Genomic DNA, 20,045 nt, shown 5'->3' with positions numbered 1-20,045 from the left:
AGACGGCAACAAGTCACGACGCGCACGGCGCCGCGCTGGCCAGAATAGCCACGAGCCCTGTCCTGTCAACCCAGCCGTGACCCGAAAAGTTGACGAAGCCATCGACGCCCTGCTCGCCTACCTGCTGCCGCCGCAGTGCACGCTGTGCGGGGCGGCCGGGGTAGATCGCCTGCCGCTGTGCGCGGGTTGTCGCGATGAGTTGCCGTGGCTCGCCACCGCCTGCCGGCTGTGTGCGCAGCCGCTGCCGGTGGCCGGCGTGTGCGGGCACTGCCTGCGCCGCCCGCCGCCGCAGGATGGCGCGCACGCCGCGTTCCGATACGCCCCGCCGCTCGACCGGCTGGTGCAGGGGCTCAAGTTCGGCCGCCGGCTGGGCCTTGCGCGGCTCACCGGCGCGCTGCTGGCGCAGGCGGCGACCGCGCAGCACTGGCCGCGTCCGGACCTGCTGATCCCGGTGCCGCTGCACGACACGCGCCTGCGCCAGCGCGGCTACGACCAGGCGCAGGTGCTGGCCCGCGAGGTAGGTCGGCGGCTCGACGTTCCGGTCAACTGGCGGACCTGCCAGCGCGTACGCGCCACGGCGCCGCAGAGCGGCCTCGACCGCGTCGCGCGCCGGCGCAACGTGCGCGGCGCGTTTGCGGTGACGAAACCACCCGGCGTGGATCACGTCGCCGTGCTGGACGACGTGATGACCACCGGCGCCACGGTCGGCGCGCTGGTGACCGCGCTCAAACGCGCCGGCGTGGCACAGGTGGATGTGTGGACGCTGTGCCGGGCGGGGCGCTGAATTCGGGCAGGCTGTGGGGGCGGCGCCCTCGCCGCGAATGTTCGGACCCTTGCATTCGGCCCGAGGGCGGGCCTCCCACAACACCAACCCATGCCGTGGGAGCGGCGCCCCCGCCGCGAATCTTCCATCACCTCAAAAATCGGCCCGGGGGCGGGCCTCCCACAAGACGATCGAGCGCCGCTTGGCTCTACCAGGCCAACGCGCCGGTCAGTTTGCCGACAGTCGCAAACCCCTGCGCCCGCGCATACGCCGCCATGCCGGCATTCAGCGCCGGGCAGATCAGCGGGTCATAGAACAGCGCCGTGCCGACGCCGACGGCGGTCGCGCCCGCCAGCAGGAACTCGACCGCATCGTCAGCCGACGCCACGCCACCCTGACCGATGATCGGCACGCCGTGGGCGTTGGCCACCTCGTACACCTGACGCACCTTGAGCAGGGCGATCGGCTTGATGGCCGGGCCGGACAGCCCGCCCTGGCGGTTGCCGAGCACCGGCCGCCGGGACTTGAGATCAATGGCCATGCCCTGCAGCGTGTTGATCGCGGCGAAGGCGTCCGTGCCGGCCTCGATGCAGCGGCGGGCGTTCTCGGCGATGTCGGTCTGGTTCGGCGAGAGTTTCGTAATCAGCGGCTTTCGCGTCACCGCCCGGCAGGCCGCCACCACGCGCGCCGACATGTCCGGATCGTTGCCGAACTGCACGCCGCCGGCCTTCACGTTGGGGCACGAGATGTTGAGCTCGATGGCCGCCACCGGCGAGTCGTCGAAGATGCGCGTCACCTCGGCGTATTCTTCCACCGTGGCGCCGGACACGTTCGCGGCATACACCGTCTCGGTGAAATCGAGCCGCGGCAGATAGTCCCGCACCACGGCGCGTGCGCCAGGGTTCTGCAGGCCGATCGCGTTCAGCATGCCGGCCGGCGTTTCCGCCAGACGGTGCGGGGCGTTGCCAAGGCGCGGTTCGAGCGTGGTGCCCTTCAGCACCACCATGCCGACGTCGCGGTGGCTGAACCCCGCCACGCGCGTATATTCCTGCCCGAAACCCACACAGCCCGACAGCAGCACCAGCGGCGTCTGCAGCACCAGCCCGCACAGCTCGGTGCGCAGCAGATCGGCATCGTTCAGCGCGTCTTGCCCGTGTTCCACGTCATCCTCTTGTCGCCACAAATCCCGCCAAACACCGGCAACATCATAAGGCTGTGCGCCAACACCGGCGCCGCGCTGCACCTGGTGGAGCCGCTCGGTTTCGAGCCGGACGACGCCCGCCTTCGCCGTGCCGGGCTCGACTATCACGAGTACGCCGCCGTGCGCCGGCACGCGAACCTGCCGGCGTGTCTGGCGGCGCTCGGCGCGCCGCGCCTGTGGGCCTTCAGCACGCGGGGCCGTCGCCTGTTCACAGCGGTCGACTATCAACCCGGCGACGCGCTGCTGTTCGGCTCCGAGACCCGGGGCCTGCCGGCTGAGGTGCTGGATGGCCTGCCCGGCGAGCAGGTGCTGCGGTTGCCGATGCAGCCGCACAGCCGCAGCCTCAATCTTTCCAACGCCGTGGCGGTGGCGGTGTTCGAAGCCTGGCGGCAGCAGGACTACGCCGGCTCCTGGGATGCGCAGCCCGCTGCGGCCAGCGGCGATTGACTTACCATTCGCGCGCTTCCTCCACGGCCTACCGTTTCGATTTGCCCATGCCGCAACGCTGCCCGCATTGCCGCAGCACCGACCTGCGCCCCGCGTCGGTGCAGCGCACCGATACCTGGGTGCAGCGCAAGCTGTCGCAGGCTTATCGCTGCCGCCGCTGTGGGCGCCGCTCGTGGCGCCTCGAACCGGCCGTGGTGACGCTGGCCTTGGCCGGCACACTCGTGGTCGGCGCGCCGCTAGGCTTTCTTGGCGTGCACCTCGTGCGCCAGCCACCCGAGGCCACCCAGCCGGTCGCGGAAGACCCGTTCGCCAACCTCAGCCGCCGGGCCGGGCAGGGCGAGGTGGCGGCACAACTGGAACTCGGCCGCCGTCACGAGGACGGCGACGGCACGCGCGTCAACACCTCCGAAGCCAGCCGCTGGTACGCCCGGGCCGCCGACGCCGGCGACCGCGAAGGCCAGTACCGCTATGGCCTGGCGCTGCTGGAAGGCCGCGGCGTGGTGCAGGACTACCGCTCGGCGCTGGAATGGCTCACCCGGGCGGCGGAGCAGAACCACGCCAAGGCACAGCGTCGGCTGGGGCAGATGTATGCCGACGGGCGCGGCACGCCGGTCGACAAGGTGCAGGCGTACGTGTGGCTGAGTCTCGCCGCCGCCGGCGGCGAGGACGATGCGGCCCGCCAACGCGAACAGGTGCTGCTGCACCTGCCGAGCGACCAGATCGGCACGGCGCAGGAGCAGGCGCGCGCCCTGCACGCTCGCCTGAGTGAGGCCTCCGGCGCGCTGCCGCAGGGCGCGGGCGCGACCGGGGCGCCGCGGCCTGCGGACAAGGCACCGGCATCGACTGAGCCGGTGGCCGCACCTATGGAACCACAGGGGGACCCACAGGTGGCCCCACCGGCAGCGCCCTAGGCGCATCGCACCCGCGGTCAGGCTTTACAACTCCGCCGAGGGCTCCCGCGCCAGCAGTGCCTGCACCGCCGCGTGCGGGTCGCGCCGCTCGTACAGAACCCGGTACACCTCGCCGCAGAGGGGCATGTTCACGGCCAGTCGCTCGGCGAGCTGGCGCACCGCCCGGGCCGTGACCACGCCTTCGGCGACCTGACCCAGTGCCTCGACCGCCTGCTGGGGTGTCTTGCCCTCGGCGAGCGCGAGGCCCACGCGGCGATTGCGCGACTGGTTGTCGGTGCACGTTAGCAGCAGATCGCCAAGCCCGGAGAGGCCAAGAAACGTATCGCGCCGCGCGCCGAGTGCGAGGCCAAGCCGCTGCACCTCGGCAAGGCCGCGCGTGATCAGCGCCGCGCGCGCGTTGGCGCCAAACCCGAGTCCGTCGGCGATGCCGGCACCGATGGCCAGCACGTTCTTGACCGCGCCGCCCACCTGCACGCCGACGATGTCATCGCTGAGATAGGCGCGCAGCGTGTCACCGTGCAGGCGCCGCACCCAGCCTGACGCGGCGTCAGCATCCGGCGACGCCACGGCGAGCGCCGTCGGCAGGCCGAGCGCCACCTCACCGGCGAAGCTCGGCCCGGAAATCGCAACGCAGGCGACCTCGCCCAGCACCTCGCCGGCCACCTGGTGCAACAGCTTGCCGGTGTCTTCCTCGAAGCCCTTGGTGGCCCAGGCGATCGCGCGCACCGGCAGCAGCGGCGCCACGCGCACGAGGACCTCGCGAAAGGCCCGGCTCGGCACCGCCACCAGCACACCGTTTGCGCCGGACAGCGCCGCGGCGAGGTCCGCGGTCGCCACCAGCGGCGGCGGCAGCACGATGTCGGGCAGGAACTGCGCGTTCACGCGCAGCGCGTTCATGCCGTCGGCGTCCGCCGGCAGCAGCGTCCACAGCCGCACTGCGTGGCCACGCCGGGCGAGCGCGATCGCAAGCGCCGTGCCCCAGGAGCCAGCCCCCAGCACCGCCAGCGTGTCGCTCACGCGCGCCGGCTCAGTGCGTCAGCTGGCCGTCCGCCGGCGCCGCCTGCTGGCGCTGCAAATGCTGCTGGTACAGCGCCTCGAAGTTGACCGGCGCCAGCAGCAGCGGCGGGAAACCGCCGGCCGTGGTGGCGTCCGACACCACCTGCCGCGCATACGGGAACAGCACGTTCGGGCAGGTGACGCCCAGCACCCAGCCCATCTGCTCGGCCGACACGCCCTCGATGTGGAACAGGCCGGCCTGCTGCACCTCAACCAGAAACACCGTGTCCTCGCCGCTGCGCACGGTGGCGGTCACGTTCACCACCACCTCGTGCAGGTTCTCGCCCACCTGCGCGGCGCCGGCGCCGAGCTGCAGGTCGATCTGCGGCTGGGCGTTCGACTCGAAAATCTGCGGCGCACGCGGCGACTCGAAGGACAGGTCCTTGAGATAAATGCGACGGATGTTGAACTGCGGCTGCGGCGCCTGGGCGGCGTCGGTCTCATCGGCCATGGATTGAATCCTGGAAGGTTGAAGAAAGTCAGGCGCCAGCCAGCAGCGCGTCGAGTTGCCCGGCTCGCTCCAGTGCAGCGAGATCGTCGTATCCGCCCACGTGCCGCTCGCCGATCCAGATCTGCGGCACCGTGCGCCGACCGCTGCGCTGCTCCATCTCGGCGCGCCGCTTCACATCCATGTCGACCGGAATCTCGTCATAGCGCACGCCCTTGCTGTCGAGCAGGCGCTTGGCCATCGCGCAGTAGCCGCACCAGGCGCTGGTGTAGATGGTCACCATCGTGGCAATCCCTCAGGACAGATTCGCGACACCGTTCAGCGCGCCAGCGGCAACTGGGCATCGGCCCAGCCGCGCATGCCACCCTTGAGCAGGTGCACCGGCTCGAAGCCCTGCGCGCGCAGCAGGCGGGCGGTGGCGAACACCGACTGGCGCGGCGCGGCGACCAGCAGCACGACGCGCTGCTTCCCCTTGCGCGGCTTGCCGGCCCACTCGGCGACGGCAGCAGGCGTCAGGTTGATGGCGCCGCGCACGTGCCCCGCGGCGAACTCGGCCGGCGCGCGCAGGTCGAGCACGCTCGCGCCGGCATTGATCAGGCGCACCGCATCGCCGGGCAGGGTGGGTTGATACCCGAACGCGGATTCCAGCGCGTAGGTGAGCCCGAGCAGCGTCGCCACCACGGCGAAGGCGGCGAACAACTGGATATTGGCGAGAACGAAGGCCATGACGTACGCGGGGGAAATTTGACGATCACCGCCGTGGGGCGGACACGGCCGAAAGTTTACTATGCGCGGCGCTTCACCACCCTGCCCGCCCGGCGCCGTGCCCCAGTCGATCAAGTCCGCTCTTGCCGCCGTCGTGGCGGCGCTGTTGCTCATCGGTGCCCTGCCGTCGGCGGCCGATGAAAGCGGCGACGCCCGGTCACGCCTGGAGCGCCTCGGCAGCGACCTCGGGCGGGCACTCGGCACGCTTCGCGAACGGCTCACGGCGCGCGACAGCCTGCGCCAGCGACTCGCCGAAGCCGACCGCCGCGTCGCCGCCGTCAACGCCGAGATCACCCTGACCGAAACAGCCACCGCAGCGCTGGAAAAGGAACTCGACGGCCTTCGCGCCGAGCAGGCCGCCGCGCGCGAGCGCATCGAATCGCAGCGCGAGCTGCTGGCGCGCAGCCTCGCGCTTGCGGCGCGTAACGGCCAAGCGGATCGGCTGGTACTGCTGCTGCGCCAGGAAGACCCGGCGCGTCTGGCGCGGCTGCTGCGCTACCAGCGGCACGTGGCCGACGCGCAGGCGGCGCGCCTGGGTGAACTGCGCCAGCAGCTCGACGCGTTCCAGCAGCGCGAAGCGCAGATTGCCGACGAGGCGTCTGCGGTGGCCAGGCGCAAGGGTGAACTCGAACAGCAGCGCGCGGAACTCGCCCGCGCACGCGCCGAGCGCCAGGCGCTGCTGGCCAGGGCCGAGCAGGACGTCGACCGCGGCGAGCAGCGCGTGCGCGCCATCGAGCAGGATCAGCGCGAGATCAAGGATGTGCTGGCGCGCATCGCCCGGCGCGAGGCCGAAGCCCGCGAGCAGGAGCAGGCCGAGCGCCGGCGTGAAGCGCAGGCGCGGCAGGAGCAAGACGACCGCGAGCAGGCAAAGCCGCCCGCGGGCCCGCCTTCAGCGCGGCGGCCACCTGACGAGGCAGCGCCGCAAACCAGCGGTCCGGTAGTCACTGCAAGACCCACGCCGAGCGCGCCCGGCGAGCGTTTCGCCGCCCGCAGGAGCCGCCTACCATGGCCCGTCAGCGGCCAGCTCAAGGCGCGCTTTGGCACGCGCCGCGAGAGCGGGCGCACGCGCTGGGATGGCGTGGTCATCGCCGCCCGGCCGGGCAGCAACGTGCGCAGCATCCACGCCGGCAAGGTGGTGTACGCGGACGTGCTCGGCGGCTACGGGCTGCTGGTGATCGTCGATCACGGCGAGGGGTATCTGAGCCTCTACGGCTACAACGACGCCGTGCTCAAGCGCGTCGGCCAGCGCGTGCAGGCCGGCGAGGCGATCGCGAGCGTAGGCGACCGCGGCAAGGCCAGCGGCGCGTACTTCGAAATCCGCCACCGCGGGCAGCCGGTCAATCCGTCGGTGTGGTGCGGGGGATAACAACGAGCATGGGAGCAGCGCCCGCGCCGCGAATGGCCGAGCCAATCATTCGGCCCGGGGGCGGGCCTCCCACAACCAGAACCAGGGCTTGCTGCCTCTTCAGGCCAGCCAGTCGCGCGGCTGAAGATACTTTTCGGTCAGCGCCGCCTCGGGCGTGCCGGGCTCGGGCTGCCAGCGGTAGCGCCAGGCGGCCAGCGCCGGCATCGACACCAGGATCGACTCCGCCCGGCCCCCGCTTTGCACGCCAAAGCGCGTACCGCGGTCGTGCAGCAGGTTGAATTCGACGTAGCGCCCGCGCCGGAACAGCTGAAAATCGCGCTCGCGCTCGCCATAGGCCATGTGCTTGCGGCGCGCCACGAGCGGCTGGTAGGCGGCGATGTAGTGCTCGCCGACCGAGCGCAGGAAGGCGAACGCCTGCGCGAAACCACCCTGGTCGTAATCGTCGAAGAAGATGCCGCCGATGCCGCGCTGCTCACCACGGTGGGTGTTGCAGAAATACTCGTCGCACCAACGCTTCAGGCGCGGGTACAGATCCGCCCCGAATGGCTCGCAGGCGGCCTTGGCCTGCTGGTGCCAGAACACGCAGTCCTCGTCGAAGCCGTAGTAGGGCGTCAGATCGAACCCGCCACCGAACCACCACACCGGCGCGCCGTCCGGCCGGTGCGCCACGAACAGGCGCACGTTGGCGTGCGAGGTCGGCACGTAGGGGTTGTGCGGGTGGATGACCAGCGACACGCCGAGTGCCTCGAAGCGGCAGCCGGCAAGATCGGGGTGGCGCTCGCTCGCCGTGCCCGGCAAGGCTGTGCCCTGCACGTGCGAGAAGTTGACCGCGCCGCGCTCGATGACGCCGCCGGCCTCCATGACGCGCGTGCGCCCGCCGCCGCCGGAGGCGTGCTGCCAGGGGTCTTCCAGAAAGCGCTGGCGGCCATCCTCGGCCTCCAGCATGGCGCAGATGCGGTCCTGAAGGTCGGTCAGATACGCGGCCACTGCCGCGACGTCCACGCTGCTCATCGTTGCCTTTCCTGTCGATTGCGCACCGGCCCTGCGCCGGCCCCCGTGCCAACCATTGGCGGCGCCGAATAAAGCCAGGACGGCATCGTTCAGCCCGCGGCGATCACTGCCCTGCCTGCTCGCGCGCCACCGCCCGGTAGCCGATGTCGCGCCGAAAGTAGGCCTCCGGCCACGCCACCGCCTGCACCAGCGCGTAGGCCGATCGCTGCGCCTGCGCCACCGTATCGCCGAGCGCCGTCGCGCACAGCACCCGCCCGCCGGCGGTCACCACGCGGCCATCCTGCAGGGCCGTGCCGGCGTGGAATACCTTGCCGTCGGTGGGCTCGGTCCCCGGTAGCGCCGGGATCGGCGTGCCGCGGGCGTAGTCGCCGGGATAACCCGCCGCCGCCAGCACCACGCCGAGCGCCGGGCGCGCGTCCCAGTCGGCCTGCACCTGGTCCAGCCGGCCATCGAGCGCCGCCTCGATCAGATCCGTGAGATCCGAGCGCAGACGCATCAGCAGCGGTTGCGTTTCCGGATCACCCAGGCGGCAATTGAACTCGAGCACGCGCGGCGCGCCGTTGACGTCGATCATGAGCCCGGCGTAGAGAAAACCGGTATACGGCGTGCCCTCGGCAGCGAGCGCCGCCACGGTCGGCTCGATGACCTCGCGCATCACGCGCGCCTCGACGGCGGGCGTCACCACCGGCGCCGGCGAGTACGCGCCCATGCCGCCGGTGTTGGGGCCGCGGTCGCCGTCGTCGCGCGCCTTGTGGTCCTGCGAGGTGGCGAAGGGCAGCACGTGCGCGCCGTCCACCATGACGATGAAGCTCGCCTCCTCGCCGTCCAGAAAATCCTCCACCACCACCCGCGCACCGGCGCTGCCGAACTCACCCGCGCCCAGCATGGCGTTGAGCGCGGCAGCGGCCTCCTCGCGCCGGTGGCAGATCACGACGCCCTTGCCGGCGGCGAGGCCATCGGCCTTGATTACCATCGGCAGCGGGCGCGCGGCGACGTGCGCCAGCGCGGCGGCCAGGTCGTCGAAGGTCTCGTAACCGGCGGTCGGGATGCGGTGCCGGCGCAGAAAGTCCTTCGCGAACGCCTTGCTGCCTTCGAGCTGCGCCGCCGCCTGCCGCGGTCCGAAGCAGCGCCGCCCGGCCGCCGCAAAGGCATCGACCGCGCCCAGCACCAGCGGCGCCTCGGGCCCGACGACGGTCAGATCAACGCCCTCGCGCGTGGCAAACGCCAGCAGGCCCGCGACGTCGTCCGCCGCGATGGCCACGTTGCTCACCCCGGGCTCGGTCGCCGTGCCGGCGTTGCCGGGCGCGACGTAAACCTGCGTCACGCGCGGCGACTGCGCGAGCTTCCAGGCCAGCGCGTGCTCGCGCCCGCCGGAGCCGATCACCAGTACCTTCATCGCGTGACCCTCAGTGCCGGAAATGGCGCACCCCGGTGAACACCATGGCCATGCCGTGCTCATCCGCTGCGGCGATCACCTCGGCGTCGCGCATGGAGCCACCGGGCTGGATGACGGCGGCGATGCCCCGTTCGGCAGCGGCGTCGAGGCCGTCGCGGAACGGGAAGAACGCGTCCGACGCCATCACCGCGCCGTTGAGATCGAAGCCCGCCTCGGCCGCCTTGTGCGCGGCGATGCGGGCCGAGTCCACGCGCGACATCTGCCCGGCGCCCACCCCCAGCGTGCGCTGGCCGCTGGCGTAGACGATGGCGTTCGACTTCACGTACTTGGCCACTTCCCAGGCAAACAGCAGGTCGTCGAGCTCGGCCGGCGTCGGCGCACGGCGCGTCACGACCTTGAGGTCGGCCGGCGCCAGCACGTGCGTGTCGGCGGTCTGGATGAGCATCCCCGAACCGATGCGCTTGACGTCGTGCGAGTTGCGTCCGTCGCCCGGTGGGATTTCCAGCACGCGGATGTTCGGCTTGCCGGCGGTGACGGCGAGCGCGTCGGCCGCGACGGACGGGGCGATGATCACTTCCGCGAACTGGCGCCCGATGATGGCCTTGGCCGCCGTGGCATCGAGCGGCCGGTTGAAGGCGATGATGCCGCCGAAGGCGGACGTGGGATCGCACGCGTAGGCGCGCTCGTACGCTTCGGCCGGGTCGGCGCCGAGCGCCACGCCGCACGGGTTGGCGTGCTTCACGATCACGCAGGCCGGCGCCTCGAAGCCGCGCACCGCTTCCCAGGCGGCGTCGGCATCGGCGAGGTTGTTGTAGGACAGCTCCTTGCCCTGGAGCTGTTTGAACGTGGCGAGCGTGCCGGGCGCCGGGTGCAGATCCCGGTAGAAGGCCGCCTGCTGGTGCGGGTTCTCGCCGTAGCGCAGGTCCATCACCTTCACGAAGCGGCCGTTGGCCTGGCCGGGGAATTCACCGCGCGCGCCGTTGGGGCCGATCGCGGACAGGTAATCGCTGATCGCCGCGTCGTAGTTGGCCACGTGGTTGAAGGCGGCCACCGCCAGCGCGAAGCGCTCGGCATCCCCCACCCCGCCGCCCGCCTCGATTTGCGTGAGCGCGGCGTCGTACTGGGCGGGCTCGGTCAGCACGGCCACGTGGCGGAAATTCTTGGCCGCCGCGCGCAGCATGGCCGGGCCGCCGATGTCGATCTGCTCGACCGCCTCCTCCAGCGTGCAGTCCGGCCGCGCCACGGTGGCCTCGAACGGGTACAGGTTCAGCACCAGCAGATCGATCGGCGCGATGCCGTGCGCCGCCATCACCGCATCGTCCTGGCCACGCCGGCCAAGCAGGCCGCCGTGGATCAGCGGGTGCAGGGTCTTGACCCGCCCGTCCATGATTTCCGGAAAGCCGGTCACCTCGGCCACTTCCTGCACGGCGAGGCCGGCTTCGCGCAGGGTACGGCAGGTACCACCGGTGGAAACGAGTTCGACGCCGAGCGCGGCCAGACGGCGGGCGAGATCGACCACGCCTGTCTTGTCCGACACGCTCAGCAGGGCGCGGCGTACGGGTTGCGTCACGAGAAAACCTGCGGGTGGTGCGAAAACGAAAATGCCGGCGTGCCCGGCACGACCGGCGCGGCCGTCACAGGCCGTATTGCTGGAGCTTCTTGCGCAGCGTGTTGCGGTTGATACCGAGCAGCTCGGCGGCCCGGCAGCGGTTGCCGCGCGCCTTCTCCATCACCACGGCCAGCAGCGGCTTCTCCAGTTGCTCCAGCAGCAACTGGTGCAGGTTGGTCGGCGCGTGGTCGCCCAGATCGTCCAGATACCGGCGCACGGTGGCCGCCACGCACTGGGCGAGCGGCTGATCCTTCGCCTGCACGTCCGGCATCCTTACGCTGTCGGGCTCCTCGGCCACCGCAAGCTCAACCGGTTTCATGCATCACTCCCCTGGGCGCCGCGTTGCCAGCCTGAACAACGGGCCGGCGCAACACCCAGCGCGGGCGTCGTTTCGGTTCGTGGAAGGCAGGCTGCCGGTCGGCGAGAGCGACCGGGGCGACATGGTAGCCCACGGCCCACGCGCAGGGAACCCGATTTCTCGCGCAGCGATCAGCGAACAGTGAAGCGAAAGCCGGCGGCTTCCAGGCCCGGGTCGGCGAGCGGCAAACGCACCTGCACCGACGTGCCGGCCGCAAACGCCGACTCACCCTGGCGCTCTGCCGGCAGGTACTCCGCCGCCTCGAACAGCCGCTCGGCGACCGCGCCGTCGTCCACGCCGGTCAAGGCCACGGCAAGCCGCGGCCACGGCTGCGCGAGCGGCGCCGTGTTGTCTAGGGTGACCACCGCCAGCAGCGCGCCGGCATAGTCGGGGTGCGAGGTGACGCGGGCATCCAACACCTCGATCGCGGTGACATCCCGGAACTGCGGCAGGGTGCAGCCGCCGCGCTGGCACACGTTCGCCAGCAACGGCCGCAGCTGCGGCATTTCGGCCAGACGCTCCCGCGCCAGCCAGGCGCCCTGCGCGAGGAGCGCCACGAGCAACAGCAGCGCCAGCGTCAGACGCAGCAGCCCCGCGCCGACGCCCGGCGCCGGCGCAGCATCCCAGCTCGCGTGCGCCGGCCGGGGGCCGTCGAAGGCCCGCCTTGACGCGACAGCCTCGGGCGCCGGCGTGGCCGCGAACACCTCGTCACACACCCCGCACCGCACGCGCCCGTGCGCCGGCAGGCTGGCCGGACCGCGAAACACCGTGCCGCACGCCGGACAGCGCAGCAGCTCCGACTGCATGTTCATTGTCTTGTCCCTGAAAGACGCGCCCAGCCCTGGTCGATGGTGGGCTCGTCGAACCGCACCGCCGGTTCGAACGCGCGGGCCACCTCGGCCACCTGGCTTTGGAGCAGCCCGGATAGTAGCAAAGCACCCCCCGGTCGCAGCGCGGCGAGCAGGCGCGGCGCGAGCGCCACCAGCACCGGCGCCAGGATGTTCGCGATGACCAGGTCCGCGCGCGCCGCGGCGGGCAGTGCGTCCGCTGCCAGCACCTCGATGCCCGCGGCCACGGCATTGCGCGCGGCGTTGTCGCGCGTGGCGGTCAGCGCCTGGGCGTCGATGTCGAGCGCCCACACGTGGCGCGCGCCAAGCCGCGCCGCGGCCACGGCGAGGATGCCGGAGCCGCAGCCCCAGTCGATCACGTCCGCACCCGCCGGCGGGTGCGCGGCCAGCCAGCGCAGGCACAGCGCCGTGGTGGGATGGCCCCCGGTGCCAAAGCCTAGTCCGGCGTCAAGGCGCACCACCACCGCTCCCGGCGCAGGGTCAGGCGCGTCGCGCGGTACCACCCACAGCGCGCCACCGAAATGGCGTGCCGGCACGTCCTGCCCCACGCGCGCCCAGTCCTGATCCGCGACCGGCGCGCAGCGCAGCACCGCCACGCCGGCCGCCGCCAGCAACCCCAACAGAGGGGCCGGGTCGTAGTCGCCCTCGAACAGCGCGCTCACCACCAGCGTCGGCCACAGCGGCGTGCTGCCGGGCGGTGGCTCCAGCACCGGGCGGTCGGCGGCGTCGGCACTCGACACGGCGAGCGCGCCGGCCGCCTCCAGCAGCGCGCAGGTCGCGTCGTGGCGGTCCGCGGTGAGGGCGATCTCCACGCTCAGCCAGCGACTCGTGACCGACTCATCCATCTCAAGCGCTGCCTCGACATGGCAAAGGGGGGCGGATTGTAGTTTTCATCGCGCACGATCGGCCGTCGGGCAGCCGTCAGCCCGGGGACGCCCTCCGCCGCCGACGCGAGCGTGTGGGAGCGGCGCCCCCGCCGCGAATGTTCAATCACACCAGCATTCGGCCCGAGGGCGGGCCTCCCACGCCAAGAGTGACAGGACGGCTCGCCCCACCGGCGGTCCAAAATCCGGCGCTTGCGTTCTGACCGACCGCCCCCATTTTTCAGACCACGGCGACCATCAGCCGCCCACGGCAACACACCATGCACCTGTCCGACAACCGCCTGCGCGTACTCACCTACAACATTCAGGTCGGCATCGACACGCTGCGCTATCGCCAATACCTGACACGCGGCTGGCGGCACGTGCTGCCGTTTGGCAGACGAAGGGAAAACCTCGACCAGATTGCCGCCGTGCTGCGCGACTACGACATTGTGGCGCTGCAGGAAATCGACGCCGGTTCCTACCGCGGCGCCTTCCTTAACCAGGCGCAGTACCTTGCCGACCGGGCCGGCTTTCCGAACTGGCACCTGCAGGTCAACCGCGACTATGGGGCGCTGGCCCGCCACGGCATCGCCATCCTGAGCCGTGTGCCGCCGACCGGCATCCGCGAGTGCCGCCTGCCGGGTTTTCTGCCGGGGCGCGGCGCGCTGCTGATGAGCTTCGGCAGCCGCGAGCGCCCGCTGCACGTGCTGGCGGTGCACCTGTCGCTCGGCAGGCGTTCCCGTGATCGGCAACTGCGGTATCTGGGGCGCCTGGCCATGCACTGCAAGGACCTGATCCTGCTCGGCGACATGAATTGCGCAGCGTGGCCGCTGCAACGCCACTCGGGCCTGATCCACGCCGGATTGCGCGTGGCGGATGTCGAGGGCCATTCCTACCCGTCCTGGCGGCCGCGGCGTAACCTCGACCACGTGCTGGTATCGCCTGCGCTCAAGGTGCACCGGTGCGGTGTGCTGGAGCACCCGATGTCCGACCACCTGCCGGTGGCGGTGGAACTCGACCTGCCGCCGGCACTTGCGCAGAGCCTGGCAGGCGCGCGGCCGGCCGAGCATCGAAAGGAGGATCGCCATGCCAACGCGTGACCTCGAACGCTGGATGTGGGCCGAGGCCTGCTCGCTGCTCGACCAGGCCGAGCGCCTGCAACGGCAGTTCTTCGACCCGCCCGGGCGCGGCGGCCCGGCGCGCGCCTGGCAGCCGCCGGTCGACATCTACTCGCACGGCAACGAGCTGGTGATCACGGCCGCGCTGCCCGGCGTCACCAGCGAGCGGCTCGAAGTGGGCATCGACGGCGCCATGCTGGTCATCGCCGGCGAACGGCGCCTTCCGCAGGCGCTGCGCGATCACCGCGTCGAGCGGCTCGAAATCCCGCGCGGCCGCTTCGAGCGCCGCCTGCGCCTGCCGCCCGGCGTCTATCACATCGACCGTCTGGAGCTCGCCCACGGCTGCCTCACGCTGGCGCTGCACCGCGTCGACTCGCTCACCGGAGAACACCCATGAACGCGACCAACCCCGAAGTTCAGAGCACCGCATCCAGCACCGTCGGCGACGACGTGCTGCTGATCCTGCCGGTGCGCAACCTGGTGCTGTTCCCGGGCGTGGTGATGCCGCTCACGGTCGGCCGCAAGGGCTCGGTTGAAGCCGCGCAGGAGGCCGTGCGCAGCGACCGTCCGATCGGTCTCCTGCTGCAGAAGGACGCGAGCGTGGACGATCCCAGCCCGGACGACCTGTACCGCGTCGGCACCGTCGGCAGCGTGCTGCGCTTCATCTCGGCGCAGGACGGCGCGCACCACCTCGTCTGCCAGGGCGAGGAGCGGTTCCGGGTGATCGATTTCATTCCCGGCCACCCGTACCTGCTGGCGCGCGTCGAGCGCCTGCCGGTGGCGGACGAAGCCGGCGTCGAGAACGAGGCCCGCGTGCTGAACCTGCGCCAGCAGGCGCTCGACGCGCTGGAGCTGCTGCCGCAGACGCCGGCCGAGCTGGTGCAGGCCATCCGCTCGACGCCGACCGGCTCGGCGCTCGCCGATCTCATCGTCAGCTACATGGACCTGAAGCCCGAGGAGAAGCAGGAAATCCTGGAACTCGCCGACTTGTCGGCGCGCCTGACGCGCGTGTCCGAACTGCTGGCGCGGCGCATCGAGGTGCTGAAGATTTCGCGCGACATCTCCCAGCAGACGCGCGAGAAGCTCGACGAGCGCCAGCGCGAGTTCGTGCTGCGCGAGCAACTCAGGACCATCCAGAAGGAGCTCGGCGAAGGCGGCGAGCAGGCGGCGGAGATCGAGGAAATCGCCGAAGCCATCGCCAAGGCCGGCATGCCGGACGAGGTGGAGCAGCACGCGAAGAAGGAACTGAAGCGCCTCGAACGCATGCCGGAGGCGTCCGGCGAGTACCCGATGCTGCGCACGTATCTGGACTGGCTGACCGAGCTGCCGTGGAGCAAGGCAAGCACCGACGCGCTCGACATCCCGGCCGCGCGCCACGTGCTGGACCAGGACCACTGGGGACTGGACAAGATCAAGCGGCGCATCCTGGAGCATCTGGCCGTGCGCAAGCTCGCGCCCACCGGCAAGAGCCCCATCCTGTGCTTCGTGGGTCCGCCCGGCGTCGGCAAGACCTCGCTCGGCCAGAGCATCGCCCGCGCCATGGGCCGGCAGTTCCAGCGCGTGTCCCTGGGCGGCGTGCACGACGAGGCGGAAATCCGCGGCCACCGGCGCACCTACATCGGCGCGCTGCCGGGCAACATCGTGCAGGCCATCCGCAAGGCCGGCACGCGCAATCCGGTGCTGATGCTGGACGAGATGGACAAGCTCGGCCAGGGCTTTCACGGCGATCCATCCGCCGCGCTGCTGGAGGTGCTGGACCCCGAGCAGAACCACACGTTTCGCGACAACTACCTCGCGGTGCCGTTTGATCTGTCGCAGGTCATGTTCATCGCCACCGCCAACGTGCTCGACAGCATCCCGGGCCCGCTGCGCGACCGCATGGAAATCATCGAACTGCCCGGCTACACGCAGGAAGACAAGCTCGAAATCGCCCGTCGGTACCTCATCGACCGCCAGCTCGCCGCCTGCGGGCTCACCAGGGAACAGGTCGAGATCACCGACGACGCACTGCGTACGCTGATCGACGGCTACACGCGCGAGGCCGGCTGCCGCAATCTCGAACGCGAGATCGGCGCCCTGCTGCGGCACGTGGCGGTGCGCGTGGCGGAAGGCGAAACCGGCCCGCAGCGCATCGACGCCGGCGACGTCGAGACCATCCTCGGCGCGCACAGGTTCGACTCGGAGCTCGCCATGCGCACCGCCATGCCGGGCGTGGCGACCGGGCTTGCCTGGACGCCGGTCGGTGGCGACATCCTGTTCATCGAGGCGAGCCGCACGCCCGGCAACGGCAAGCTCATCCTCACCGGCCAGCTCGGTGATGTGATGAAGGAAAGCGTGCAGGCGGCGCTGTCGCTGCTGAAAAGCCGCGCCGGGCGCTTCGGCATCGAGCCCGACTCGTTCGACAAGCACGACGTGCACGTGCACGTGCCGGCCGGCGCCATCCCCAAGGACGGCCCGTCGGCGGGCGTCGCCATGTTCGTGGCGCTCGCCTCATTGCATACCGGCCGCTGCGTGCGCGCCGACACCGCCATGACCGGCGAGATCAGCCTGCGCGGGCTGGTGCTGCCGGTCGGCGGCATCAAGGAAAAGGTAGTCGCCGCGCACCGCGCCGGCATCCGCCGCGTGATGCTGCCGGCCCGCAACAAGAAGGATTACGACGACATCCCCGCCAGCGCGCGCGAGCACCTCGACTTCGTGTGGCTGGAGGACGTCGACCAGGCGCTCGGCGCCGTGTTCGAGTGCCCAGCGATGCCCGAGGCACTGGCGGCCGACGGCGGGTAAGCGACTCCCAGGGCGGCTACAGTTCCAGGCCGCCGCTCAGCCCTGCCAGGAGACCGCCATGCTGCAAGACAAGACCGCCATCGTCACCGGTGCCGGCACCGGCATCGGCCGCGCCATCGCCCGCACGCTGCACGCGCACGGCGCGCGCGTGGTGCTTGCCGGGCGGCGGCGCGACCGGCTGGACGCCACCGCCGCACTGCTCGGCGACCGCACGCGGGTGGTTCCCACCGACGTTACCGTGCCCGATCAGGTGCAGGCGCTGGCCGCCGCGGCGGCGGAGTTCGGGCAGGGCCGCATCGACATCCTGGTCAACAACGCCGGCGTGATGCGCTTCGCGCCCTTCCAGCAGGCCGACGAGGCGCACTGGCAGACGCTCATGGACGTCAACTGTTGGGGACCACGGCGGCTGATGACGGCCGTGCTGCCAGCCATGCGCGGCGGTGGCGGCAGCATCGTCAACATCGCCTCCATCGCCGGCGAGCATGCGTTTCCCGGCGCGGCCGCCTATGGCGCCGCCAAGCGCGCGCTGCGCCACGTCTCGCAGGTACTGGCGATGGAAGAAGCCGCCCACGGCATCCGCGTCAACGTCATCTGCCCGGGCGTGGTGGAGGACACCGACCTGCTCGACGGCGCGGTGCCGGCGGAAAAACAGGCGGGTTTTCTCACCACCTTTGCCGGCCTCCACCCGCTCGGGCGCAACGGCAAGCCGGACGACGTGGCCGACGCGGTGCTGTTCTTCGCCTCGCCGCTGAGCCGCTGGATCACCGGCGCCGTGCTGCCGCTCGACGGCGGCCGGCATCTGGCGACCAACCGGCCGAAGCTGGACTGAGCGGCGCGGCACTTCGACGATAGATCTTGAACTGCCCTACGCCTGCCATCACCCCGACAGCCGTGGCACGCGGACCGTCCGGCGTCACGGCCGACCCTGCGAAGGTGATATATCTCGCGGGCCATCGAATCTGACCTGACTCATCGCGGGAGGAGTTGATATGCGCATTGACGAGTGGATTCAAACCGGCTTGCTCGCCGTTGGCACCTTGTCGTTGGCAATTCTTGCCTGGCAGGCATGGAACCACAACACGCTACTGAGAGCGCAAATCCTGCGCGATCGATTCGACATGTACTGGCGACTCTTCCAGCCCGTTTCAGATGAGCAAATCAAAGACTTTGCGGTCTTTCCCCAAAACTACATGGACCTTGATCGTTATCGAACAGATTACCAGGGGAAGCCCGACTCGATACGCCGCTACATACATATTTCCATGCTTTACGAATACCTCGCCTTTACATTCACACTGCATCACACCTTGAAGGTTCACGACCCCCTCCGCAAGGGAGATTGGGGGGCACGATGGACACGCGACCTCATCGCCGAGAAGGAATTCATGCATGTCAATGATTATTATGGCGCGTATTACCCTGATTTTCGGGACGAGATCAACAACGTGCTACGGCATCCACCCCGACGAGGCCCCTCTTCCTGATGATTTTCCTGCGGCACCGCATCCCATGGCGGGCTGAGTGCCTTCGATGCGCATGTGAATTTTTAACGTTTCCGTCCCAAGCGGGATGTTGTTTTTGGGGGGCGCACCGCGCCGAATCCTGATCCCCCTGATTCGCGGCGAGGGCGCCACTCCCACAAGGAAAGCGCCGCTCCCGCATCACACCAAGGCAGGCAGATTCCTACAGGATTTGCTGTGGGAGGCCCGCCCCGGGCCGAATCCCGATATCCAATGATTCGCGGCTAGGGCGCCGCTCCCACAGGCTGCATCGCAGCGAATCGGCGTGAATCTCGAACGATGCGGTTCGTGCCTCACCGCATCCTACCTCGGGCTCGTACAAGGTTAAAACGGTGGCAGTACACTTGTCGCGCCCAGAGACTCGACGAATTCTTCGTGATACCGCGATGCGCTCTGCACCGCCCAAATGGCGCATCCGGCGCCAAGGCACCGGCCAGGAAACCAGAGCATGCGCCCCGTCGCGCGAGCAGACAATTGATTCTCAGCGAACTTGCCTCGCAGACGGCCTTCAACTTTGCGATGCCTATCGAGTTCATCCTCCCACTCCGGCTTGAAGTGCATTAGCAAGTCACGCAGTTCGAGAAGACTGGCGGCGTCTTGGGAGACAGAGGTACCTCGACTTATCTCCGGCTTGTTGAGAGCCGCCAGCGCTAGCTCGTGCTTCTTGATCGTCTGTGCACGCGATGACTCAACCACTTCCCACAGTTCCGCCAGGAGCCGAACTTCTGCGCGGTTGAGCTTTGGAAATGCCGAGAAGCTCTGGTCTACGGCCCTTAGATACACCTCGTTTACTGCCGCTTCAAGGGCTGCCGCCGCGAGCGTTACGCTCGCTGCTGCATGACCAAGATTCGCGTCATTTTGAGGCTGTGGCCACTCGAGTTGCGATTCGGCATCTTCAATGTGCTGTGACATAGATGCCAGACGCTTCGCCTCACTGAAAAGCAGCCCGGCAAGGCCCGACTTTACGCGTATGGTTATAGATTCAGTGAGGTGCATTTTAAATGACTAATCGGAGTTGGACGAATCAAACCGGCTCCGTGATTTTCGTCGAAGTCGGGTGAAGAACCAGACCACCAATGAGCGCGTAGGGCGGATCGCGATCCGCCTTCCGTGTTGCCTTTATGGGCAACTCTACCCCAGACACGGAAGGCGGAATACGCTGCGCTATTCCGCCCTACGGCTCTACGGCTCGCAAAGTTTGCTAACGGCGGCGGCCATTGTCACCGCCGCCCGCGCCATCCCAGCTACTTCGCCTCGCTCGCCTTCCGCTTCGGATACCCCGTCTTTACCTTCGGCTTGAACGGCTTGTCTGCCGCCGGGCGCGGTTTGAAGGGTTGGTCGCCGGCTGCGCGGGGTTTGAAGGGGCGCGGTGCACCTTCGGTGCGCGGCGCATCGAACGGACGTGATTTCTTGTACGCGCCCTTGGCCGGCGGGGCGCCTTCGCCGGCGCGGGTGATGGCGAGCGGCTGGCCGGCGACGCGGGTGCGTTTCAGGATCGCCAGCAGGTCTTTGGGCAGGCCCTTGGGCAGGTCGACGGTGCTGTGGTCGTCGTAAATCTCGATGCGGCCGATGAATTTGCTG

At 69.8% G+C, this 20,045-nt stretch carries 22 protein-coding genes; 9 read left to right on the top strand and 13 right to left on the bottom strand.

The features are described from left to right. Nucleotides 1–76: 76 nt before the first annotated feature. Nucleotides 77–784: a ComF family protein gene (locus AB7F93_RS11815; RefSeq protein ID WP_428303109.1), complete on the top strand. Its 708-nt coding sequence runs from the start codon at nucleotides 77–79 to the stop codon at nucleotides 782–784. A gap of 187 nt (nucleotides 785–971) precedes the next feature. Here the strand turns inward: AB7F93_RS11815 and AB7F93_RS11810 are convergent, their stop codons facing one another. After that, nucleotides 972–1,904, bottom strand: coding sequence for a dihydroorotate dehydrogenase (locus tag AB7F93_RS11810; RefSeq protein ID WP_428303133.1), 933 nt, complete (start codon nucleotides 1,902–1,904; stop codon nucleotides 972–974). Between the two features lie 12 nt (nucleotides 1,905–1,916). On the opposite strand from AB7F93_RS11810, the gene AB7F93_RS11805 reads away from it, so the two are divergent. Together AB7F93_RS11805 and AB7F93_RS11800 are read left to right on the top strand one after the other, a co-directional pair. Next, nucleotides 1,917–2,411, top strand: coding sequence for a tRNA (cytidine(34)-2'-O)-methyltransferase (locus AB7F93_RS11805; protein ID WP_428303108.1), 495 nt, complete (start codon nucleotides 1,917–1,919; stop codon nucleotides 2,409–2,411). A gap of 47 nt (nucleotides 2,412–2,458) precedes the next feature. Further along, complete coding sequence (locus tag AB7F93_RS11800; protein WP_428303107.1) at nucleotides 2,459–3,322, top strand: tetratricopeptide repeat protein; 864 nt, start codon at nucleotides 2,459–2,461, stop codon at nucleotides 3,320–3,322. A gap of 24 nt (nucleotides 3,323–3,346) precedes the next feature. Here AB7F93_RS11800 and AB7F93_RS11795 read toward each other — a convergent pair whose 3' ends face one another. The 4 genes from AB7F93_RS11795 to AB7F93_RS11780 are packed head-to-tail and all read right to left on the bottom strand — an operon-like array spanning nucleotide 3,347 to nucleotide 5,552. Then, nucleotides 3,347–4,339, bottom strand: a complete 993-nt coding sequence (locus AB7F93_RS11795; RefSeq protein WP_428303106.1) for an NAD(P)H-dependent glycerol-3-phosphate dehydrogenase — start codon at nucleotides 4,337–4,339, stop codon at nucleotides 3,347–3,349. Nucleotides 4,340–4,349: 10 nt separating this feature from the next. Beyond that, nucleotides 4,350–4,829 (bottom strand): protein-export chaperone SecB, encoded by a 480-nt coding sequence (gene secB / locus AB7F93_RS11790; RefSeq protein ID WP_428303105.1) that lies wholly within the window; start codon nucleotides 4,827–4,829, stop codon nucleotides 4,350–4,352. 28 nt (nucleotides 4,830–4,857) lie between these two features. Then, nucleotides 4,858–5,109 carry a glutaredoxin 3 gene (gene grxC, locus AB7F93_RS11785; RefSeq protein ID WP_428303104.1) on the bottom strand — a complete coding sequence of 84 codons (252 nt, stop codon included), beginning with the start codon at nucleotides 5,107–5,109 and terminating at the stop codon, nucleotides 4,858–4,860. Between the two features lie 35 nt (nucleotides 5,110–5,144). Further along, nucleotides 5,145–5,552 (bottom strand): rhodanese-like domain-containing protein, encoded by a 408-nt coding sequence (locus AB7F93_RS11780; RefSeq protein ID WP_428303103.1) that lies wholly within the window; start codon nucleotides 5,550–5,552, stop codon nucleotides 5,145–5,147. 97 nt (nucleotides 5,553–5,649) lie between these two features. Between AB7F93_RS11780 and AB7F93_RS11775 the strand changes: the two genes are divergently transcribed. Continuing rightward, complete coding sequence (locus tag AB7F93_RS11775; protein WP_428303102.1) at nucleotides 5,650–6,957, top strand: peptidoglycan DD-metalloendopeptidase family protein; 1,308 nt, start codon at nucleotides 5,650–5,652, stop codon at nucleotides 6,955–6,957. A 99-nt stretch (nucleotides 6,958–7,056) separates the two neighbouring features. On the opposite strand, the gene hemF is transcribed toward AB7F93_RS11775, so the two are convergent. The 6 genes from hemF to AB7F93_RS11745 all read right to left on the bottom strand — a co-directional run bounded on the left by hemF (nucleotide 7,057) and on the right by AB7F93_RS11745 (nucleotide 13,024). Further along, nucleotides 7,057–7,968: an oxygen-dependent coproporphyrinogen oxidase gene (hemF, locus tag AB7F93_RS11770; protein WP_428303101.1), complete on the bottom strand. Its 912-nt coding sequence runs from the start codon at nucleotides 7,966–7,968 to the stop codon at nucleotides 7,057–7,059. 103 nt (nucleotides 7,969–8,071) lie between these two features. Beyond that, nucleotides 8,072–9,364 (bottom strand): phosphoribosylamine--glycine ligase, encoded by a 1,293-nt coding sequence (purD, locus tag AB7F93_RS11765; protein ID WP_428303100.1) that lies wholly within the window; start codon nucleotides 9,362–9,364, stop codon nucleotides 8,072–8,074. Nucleotides 9,365–9,374: 10 nt separating this feature from the next. Then, complete coding sequence (purH, locus tag AB7F93_RS11760; RefSeq protein ID WP_428303099.1) at nucleotides 9,375–10,934, bottom strand: bifunctional phosphoribosylaminoimidazolecarboxamide formyltransferase/IMP cyclohydrolase; 1,560 nt, start codon at nucleotides 10,932–10,934, stop codon at nucleotides 9,375–9,377. Nucleotides 10,935–10,998: 64 nt separating this feature from the next. Continuing rightward, nucleotides 10,999–11,292 (bottom strand): helix-turn-helix domain-containing protein, encoded by a 294-nt coding sequence (locus tag AB7F93_RS11755; RefSeq protein ID WP_428303098.1) that lies wholly within the window; start codon nucleotides 11,290–11,292, stop codon nucleotides 10,999–11,001. Nucleotides 11,293–11,462: 170 nt separating this feature from the next. After that, nucleotides 11,463–12,143 (bottom strand): zinc-ribbon and DUF3426 domain-containing protein, encoded by a 681-nt coding sequence (locus tag AB7F93_RS11750; RefSeq protein ID WP_428303097.1) that lies wholly within the window; start codon nucleotides 12,141–12,143, stop codon nucleotides 11,463–11,465. Further along, complete coding sequence (locus AB7F93_RS11745) at nucleotides 12,140–13,024, bottom strand: 50S ribosomal protein L11 methyltransferase (RefSeq protein ID WP_428303096.1); 885 nt, start codon at nucleotides 13,022–13,024, stop codon at nucleotides 12,140–12,142. The genes AB7F93_RS11750 and AB7F93_RS11745 overlap by 4 nt, the downstream gene beginning before the upstream one ends. 299 nt (nucleotides 13,025–13,323) lie before the next feature. Here AB7F93_RS11745 and AB7F93_RS11740 point away from each other — a divergent pair, with 299 nt between their 5' ends. From AB7F93_RS11740 to AB7F93_RS11720, 5 genes are all read left to right on the top strand, one after another. Then, nucleotides 13,324–14,145 carry an endonuclease/exonuclease/phosphatase family protein gene (locus tag AB7F93_RS11740; protein WP_428303095.1) on the top strand — a complete coding sequence of 274 codons (822 nt, stop codon included), beginning with the start codon at nucleotides 13,324–13,326 and terminating at the stop codon, nucleotides 14,143–14,145. Then, entirely contained in the window at nucleotides 14,132–14,560 is a 429-nt protein-coding gene (locus AB7F93_RS11735; RefSeq protein ID WP_428303094.1) for an Hsp20/alpha crystallin family protein, read from the top strand. The genes AB7F93_RS11740 and AB7F93_RS11735 overlap by 14 nt, the downstream gene beginning before the upstream one ends. Continuing rightward, nucleotides 14,557–16,944: an endopeptidase La gene (lon, locus tag AB7F93_RS11730; RefSeq protein ID WP_428303093.1), complete on the top strand. Its 2,388-nt coding sequence runs from the start codon at nucleotides 14,557–14,559 to the stop codon at nucleotides 16,942–16,944. The genes AB7F93_RS11735 and lon overlap by 4 nt, the downstream gene beginning before the upstream one ends. Before the next feature lie 58 nt (nucleotides 16,945–17,002). Beyond that, nucleotides 17,003–17,773 (top strand): SDR family NAD(P)-dependent oxidoreductase, encoded by a 771-nt coding sequence (locus tag AB7F93_RS11725; RefSeq protein ID WP_428303092.1) that lies wholly within the window; start codon nucleotides 17,003–17,005, stop codon nucleotides 17,771–17,773. A 160-nt stretch (nucleotides 17,774–17,933) separates the two neighbouring features. Then, nucleotides 17,934–18,428 (top strand): hypothetical protein, encoded by a 495-nt coding sequence (locus AB7F93_RS11720; RefSeq protein ID WP_428303091.1) that lies wholly within the window; start codon nucleotides 17,934–17,936, stop codon nucleotides 18,426–18,428. A gap of 360 nt (nucleotides 18,429–18,788) precedes the next feature. Here the strand turns inward: AB7F93_RS11720 and AB7F93_RS11715 are convergent, their stop codons facing one another. Both AB7F93_RS11715 and AB7F93_RS11710 read right to left on the bottom strand, forming a co-directional pair. After that, nucleotides 18,789–19,460 carry a hypothetical protein gene (locus AB7F93_RS11715; RefSeq protein WP_428303090.1) on the bottom strand — a complete coding sequence of 224 codons (672 nt, stop codon included), beginning with the start codon at nucleotides 19,458–19,460 and terminating at the stop codon, nucleotides 18,789–18,791. Nucleotides 19,461–19,708: 248 nt separating this feature from the next. Next, the coding region (locus AB7F93_RS11710) for a DbpA RNA binding domain-containing protein (RefSeq protein ID WP_428303089.1) at nucleotides 19,709–20,045 on the bottom strand (337 nt) is incomplete at its 5' end.

Origin of the sequence: Immundisolibacter sp. (genome assembly GCF_050250495.1) — a bacterium.
GTDB lineage: Bacteria > Pseudomonadota > Gammaproteobacteria > Immundisolibacterales > Immundisolibacteraceae > Immundisolibacter.
The sequence above is the reverse complement of the archived record's forward strand: the minus strand, read 5'-3'. Positions and strand labels throughout refer to the sequence as shown.

What these genes read in the sequence shown, in the direction of transcription:
- lon (WP_428303093.1), top strand. Translation starts at nt 14,557, where the DNA reads ATGAACGCGACCAACCCCGAAGTTCAGAGCACCGCATCCAGCACCGTC.
- AB7F93_RS11750 (WP_428303097.1), bottom strand. Translation starts at nt 12,143, where the DNA reads ATGAACATGCAGTCGGAGCTGCTGCGCTGTCCGGCGTGCGGCACGGTG.
- AB7F93_RS11800 (WP_428303107.1), top strand. Translation starts at nt 2,459, where the DNA reads ATGCCGCAACGCTGCCCGCATTGCCGCAGCACCGACCTGCGCCCCGCG.
- AB7F93_RS11725 (WP_428303092.1), top strand. Translation starts at nt 17,003, where the DNA reads ATGCTGCAAGACAAGACCGCCATCGTCACCGGTGCCGGCACCGGCATC.
- AB7F93_RS11755 (WP_428303098.1), bottom strand. Translation starts at nt 11,292, where the DNA reads ATGAAACCGGTTGAGCTTGCGGTGGCCGAGGAGCCCGACAGCGTAAGG.
- AB7F93_RS11745 (WP_428303096.1), bottom strand. Translation starts at nt 13,024, where the DNA reads ATGGATGAGTCGGTCACGAGTCGCTGGCTGAGCGTGGAGATCGCCCTC.
- hemF (WP_428303101.1), bottom strand. Translation starts at nt 7,968, where the DNA reads ATGAGCAGCGTGGACGTCGCGGCAGTGGCCGCGTATCTGACCGACCTT.
- secB (WP_428303105.1), bottom strand. Translation starts at nt 4,829, where the DNA reads ATGGCCGATGAGACCGACGCCGCCCAGGCGCCGCAGCCGCAGTTCAAC.
- AB7F93_RS11720 (WP_428303091.1), top strand. Translation starts at nt 17,934, where the DNA reads ATGCGCATTGACGAGTGGATTCAAACCGGCTTGCTCGCCGTTGGCACC.
- grxC (WP_428303104.1), bottom strand. Translation starts at nt 5,109, where the DNA reads ATGGTGACCATCTACACCAGCGCCTGGTGCGGCTACTGCGCGATGGCC.
- AB7F93_RS11735 (WP_428303094.1), top strand. Translation starts at nt 14,132, where the DNA reads ATGCCAACGCGTGACCTCGAACGCTGGATGTGGGCCGAGGCCTGCTCG.
- AB7F93_RS11715 (WP_428303090.1), bottom strand. Translation starts at nt 19,460, where the DNA reads ATGCACCTCACTGAATCTATAACCATACGCGTAAAGTCGGGCCTTGCC.
- AB7F93_RS11780 (WP_428303103.1), bottom strand. Translation starts at nt 5,552, where the DNA reads ATGGCCTTCGTTCTCGCCAATATCCAGTTGTTCGCCGCCTTCGCCGTG.
- AB7F93_RS11740 (WP_428303095.1), top strand. Translation starts at nt 13,324, where the DNA reads ATGCACCTGTCCGACAACCGCCTGCGCGTACTCACCTACAACATTCAG.
- purD (WP_428303100.1), bottom strand. Translation starts at nt 9,364, where the DNA reads ATGAAGGTACTGGTGATCGGCTCCGGCGGGCGCGAGCACGCGCTGGCC.